Genomic DNA, 4,220 nt, shown 5'->3' with positions numbered 1-4,220 from the left:
AGCTGACAGTCAGTCTTCGGGTAGAAGAAATCTTGTCCTACAACAATCATAGGCGTGGCGTAGAAGAATATTTATCTCTGTTTCGTTGCGCTCGGGATCATTTGCGGATAAAAAAACTGCATAAACATAATAAACAGGTGATTTTGTCTCATGCGCAAACTGGACCGTACCGATATCGGCATTCTCAACGCCCTGCAGGAGAACGCCCGCATCACCAACGCCGACCTCGCCCGCTCGGTCAACCTGTCGCCCACGCCGTGTTTCAACCGGGTCAAGGCGATGGAGGAATTGGGCCTGATTCGTGACCAGGTCACGCTGCTCGACGCCGACCTGTTGGGGCTGCACGTGAATGTGTTCATCCATGTCAGCCTGGAAAAGCAGAATGAACTGGCGTTGCAGCAGTTCGAAGGCGCGATCTCGGACCGGCCGGAGGTGATGGAGTGCTACCTGATGGCGGGCGACCCGGATTACCTGATCCGGGTGCTGGTGCCGACGATCCAGTCGCTGGAGCGCTTCATGATGGATTTTCTAACCAAGGTGCCGGGCGTGGCGAATATCCGTTCGAGCTTTGCGCTCAAGCAAGTGCGCTACAAAACGGCACTGCCACTGCCGGCCAACGGCATCAACCTGGGGCAGTGAAAGGTTCCCAGGAAACCTGGTTTTTGTGGTGAACGGGCTTGCCTGCCCACCAAAGCCTTCACCTCTCCAATAGCCGGAATTTACAGTTGGTTGAGCGGGATCTTGAGGTAAACCACCCCATTCTCCTCCGCCGGCGGCATGTTCCCCGCCCGCACATTCACCTGGATCGCCGGCAGCAGCAGCGTCGGCATCCCCAGCCCGGCATCGCGGGTGGTGCGCATCTCGACAAACGTCGCCTCATCCACCCCGTCATGCACATGAATATTCCCCGCGCGCTGTTCCGCCACGGTGGTCAGGCATTTGGCCTCACGGCCCTGCGGCGGGTAGTCGTGGCACACGTAAAGCTGGGTTTCAGCCGGGAAGGCCAGCAGCTTGCGCATCGACGCATACAACTGCCGCGCATCGCCGCCGGGGAAATCGCAGCGGGCCGTGCCCACGTCGGGCATGAACAAGGTATCGCCCACCAGAATCAATCGATCGTCGATCAGGTACGCCATGTCCGCCGGCGTATGCCCAGGCACATGCAGGGCCTGGGCCTTCAAATTGCCGATGTGGAAAACCTCGTCCGGCGCAAACAAGTGATCGAACTGCGAACCGTCTACGCAAAACTCCGGCTCCAGGTTGAACAGGTTCTTGAACACGCCCTGGACCTTGCTGATTGATTGGCCGATGGCGATCTTGCCGCCCAGTATGCGGCGCAAGTACGGCGCGGCGGACAAGTGATCCGCGTGGGCGTGGGTTTCCAGCAGCCACTGCACCTGTAAACCGTGTTCGCGCACAAACGCGATGACGGCATCGGCCCCGGCCGTGTCGGTGCGCCCGGACGCCGGGTCGTAGTTGAGCACCGAATCGACGATGGCGCAGGGGCCGCCGTCGGTGTCATGGATGACGTAGGTGAAGGTCGACGATGCCTCGTCCAGAAAGGCTTGAATCAACGCTGGCATGGCGGCTGTCCCTGGTGACGAAAAAAGTGGTTACAATCAGTTTACGTTTACACATAATGTTTTGAGCTTAAGTGACGCAAAGGACCCGAGGCAAATGGAATCTACCCTGAGTGAAGGCGAAGTCGCCCAGTTGCGCGCATCGGCGTCCAAGGCCTGCGCGTTGCTCAAGGCGTTGGCCAATGAAGACCGTCTGTTGATTCTCTGCCAACTGACCCAGGGCGAGCGCAACGTCGGCGAGCTCGAAACCATGACCGGCGTTCGCCAGCCCACGCTGTCTCAACAGTTGGGCATCCTGCGTGACGAAGGGTTGGTCGCCACCCGTCGGGAAGGCAAATACATTTTCTACGGGCTGGCCAGCCATGAAGTGATTCAAGTGATGAAGACGCTGTCAGGCTTGTACTGCGGCGCGGTCATCAAAAGCTGGGCGTGACGCCATACGGCAGCGACCCTTGTGTGCACCATAAGAAAGGCGATTGACCATGAACGACCAACACTGTGGCCCAACCATCAGTGGCGATATCGTAGTCATCGGCGGCGGCTCGGCGGGCATCGGCCTGCTGGCCAGCCTGCTCAAGCGCGACCCCAACCTCAACATCACCCTGATCGAACCGAGCGAATACCATTGCTACCAGCCTGCCTGGACCCTGGTCGGCGGCGGTGCCTATGACGTCAAAAAGACCCGTCGCCCAATGGCCGACGTGCTGCCCAACGGCGTAGCGTGGGTGCAGGCCGCCGTCAGCGAAGTGTTGCCTGACGAGCAGACTTTGGTGCTCGACAGTGGCCAGCGCGTCACCTGGAACAACCTGATTGTCTGCCCCGGCCTGCGCCTGGCCTGGGAGAAAATCGAAGGCCTGGAAGAAACCCTTGGCCAGCACGGCGTCACCTCCAATTACAGCTATCAGCACGCGGCTTATACCTGGCAATTGGTGCAGCAACTCAAGGGCGGCAAGGCGATTTTCACCCAGCCAGCCATGCCGATCAAATGCGCGGGTGCGCCGCAAAAAGCCCTGTATTTGTCCTGCGATCACTGGCTGAAACAGGGCAACCTCAACAACATCGACGTCGAGTTCAACCTCGCGGGCGCCGCGCTGTTTGGTGTGGCGACCTTTGTGCCGCCGTTGATGAAGTATGTCGAGAAATACAACGCGCGCCTGGCGTTCAATTCCAACCTGGTCAAGGTCGACGGCCCGGCGCAAAAGGCCTGGTTTGAGGTGAAAGACGCGGAGGGTAATGTGTCCGTTGAAGAAAAGCCCTTCGACCTGCTGCACGTGGTCCCGCCACAAGTGTCCCCGGACTTTATCCGCCACAGCCCGTTGGCCGATGTCGGCGGCTGGTGCGAAGTGAACCCTCACAGCCTGCAACACCTGCGCTACCCGCACGTCTTCGGCCTGGGCGACGTGTGCGGCACAACTAACGCCAAGACTGCCGCTGCCGTGCGCAAGCAAATCGTGGTGGTCGCCGAAAACCTGCTGGCGCTGCGCAAACACGCACCGCTGCCGCTCAAGTACGACGGTTACGGCTCCTGCCCGCTGACGGTGGAGAAGGGCAAGGTGGTGCTGGCCGAGTTCGGTTATGGCGGCAAACTGCTGCCGACCTTTCCCTTGGACCCGACCCGGGCGCGGCGCTCGATGTGGTTCCTCAAGGCCACGTTGCTGCCGTGGTTTTACTGGAACGGCATGCTCAAGGGCCGCGAGTGGCTGACCCGCCTGAGCAAGGTGGATTAAATGCTGCTGGCCAGTGTGTTGGGGTTATTGATGGGCCTGGTCATGGGCCTGACCGGCGCGGGCGGCGGCATCCTTGGGGTGCCGGCATTGGTGCTGGGGTTGGGTTTGAGCATGACCCAGGCGGCGCCGGTGTCATTGCTGGCGGTGGGCGCGGCGGCGGCGGTCGGGGCAATCGACGGGTTGCGCCATGGCCTGGTGCGTTACCGCGCCGCGCTGTTAATTGCCTTACTCGGTGCGTTGTTCTCGCCGCTGGGGGTGTTTGTCGCCCACCAGTTGCCGGAAAAACTGCTGATGGGCCTGTTCAGCGCGCTGATGGTGCTGGTGGCCTGGCGCATGTTGCAGCGCGAAAAAGTCGAAGCCGGGCCGAGTGATCACGGCGCTGCGTCCTGGGGCCAGAAAAACTGCATGCTCGACCAGCAGACCGGGCGCCTGGCCTGGACCGCCAAGTGCAGCGCAACGCTGGCGGCGTTGGGCGCGGTAACGGGCGCGGTCTCGGGGTTGCTGGGCGTCGGCGGCGGTTTTCTGATCGTGCCCGCGTTCAAGCAACTCACCGATGTGCAGATGCGCGGCATCGTCGCCACGTCCTTGATGGTGATCAGCCTGATCTCGCTGATCGGCGTGGTCGGCGCGATGCATGCGGGTGTGAGTATTGAGCCCATGGGCTGGGTATTTATCGTCGCGAGTATTGTCGGGATGGTGGCGGGGCGGCGTTTGTGTGCGGTGATCAAGGCGCGAACCCTGCAAGTGGGTTTCGCCGGCCTATGTGTGGTGGTGGCTGCTGGCATGTTGCTAAAGGCTTTCCTCTGATCTTCATTTGCATACCGCTCAAATGTGGGCGCGGGCTTGCTCGCGAAAGCGGTGGGTCAGGCGACTAATCCGGTGCCTGGCACACCGCCTTCGCGAGCAAGCCCGC

5 protein-coding genes are annotated in these 4,220 nt (G+C 60.9%); 4 read left to right on the top strand and 1 reads right to left on the bottom strand.

Going from position 1 to position 4,220, the window contains the following annotated elements; translation table 11 throughout:
• The first annotated feature begins 150 nt into the window (after window positions 1–150).
• Complete coding sequence (gene bkdR / locus WBB95_RS20760) at window positions 151–639, top strand: Bkd operon transcriptional regulator BkdR (protein WP_424489287.1); 489 nt, start codon at window positions 151–153, stop codon at window positions 637–639.
• Window positions 640–719: 80 nt separating this feature from the next.
• Here bkdR and WBB95_RS20755 read toward each other — a convergent pair whose 3' ends face one another.
• Entirely contained in the window at window positions 720–1,583 is an 864-nt protein-coding gene (locus WBB95_RS20755) for an MBL fold metallo-hydrolase (RefSeq protein ID WP_424489286.1), read from the bottom strand.
• Window positions 1,584–1,677: 94 nt separating this feature from the next.
• Here WBB95_RS20755 and WBB95_RS20750 point away from each other — a divergent pair, with 94 nt between their 5' ends.
• Genes WBB95_RS20750 through WBB95_RS20740 form a run of 3 tightly spaced genes read left to right on the top strand, consistent with a single transcriptional unit; the run spans window position 1,678 to window position 4,114 of the window.
• Window positions 1,678–2,013 (top strand): ArsR/SmtB family transcription factor, encoded by a 336-nt coding sequence (locus WBB95_RS20750; RefSeq protein WP_017527038.1) that lies wholly within the window; start codon window positions 1,678–1,680, stop codon window positions 2,011–2,013.
• A gap of 49 nt (window positions 2,014–2,062) precedes the next feature.
• The gene (locus WBB95_RS20745; RefSeq protein ID WP_424489285.1) at window positions 2,063–3,307 is read left to right on the top strand and encodes an FAD-dependent oxidoreductase; all 1,245 of its coding nucleotides are present in this window, start codon (window positions 2,063–2,065) and stop codon (window positions 3,305–3,307) included.
• Complete coding sequence (locus tag WBB95_RS20740) at window positions 3,308–4,114, top strand: sulfite exporter TauE/SafE family protein (protein WP_424489284.1); 807 nt, start codon at window positions 3,308–3,310, stop codon at window positions 4,112–4,114.
• The last annotated feature ends 106 nt before the right edge of the window (window positions 4,115–4,220 follow it).

This window comes from Pseudomonas sp. (assembly GCF_049645325.1).
Lineage (GTDB): Bacteria > Pseudomonadota > Gammaproteobacteria > Pseudomonadales > Pseudomonadaceae > Aquipseudomonas.
This window is presented reverse-complemented; position numbering and strand designations above follow the sequence as displayed.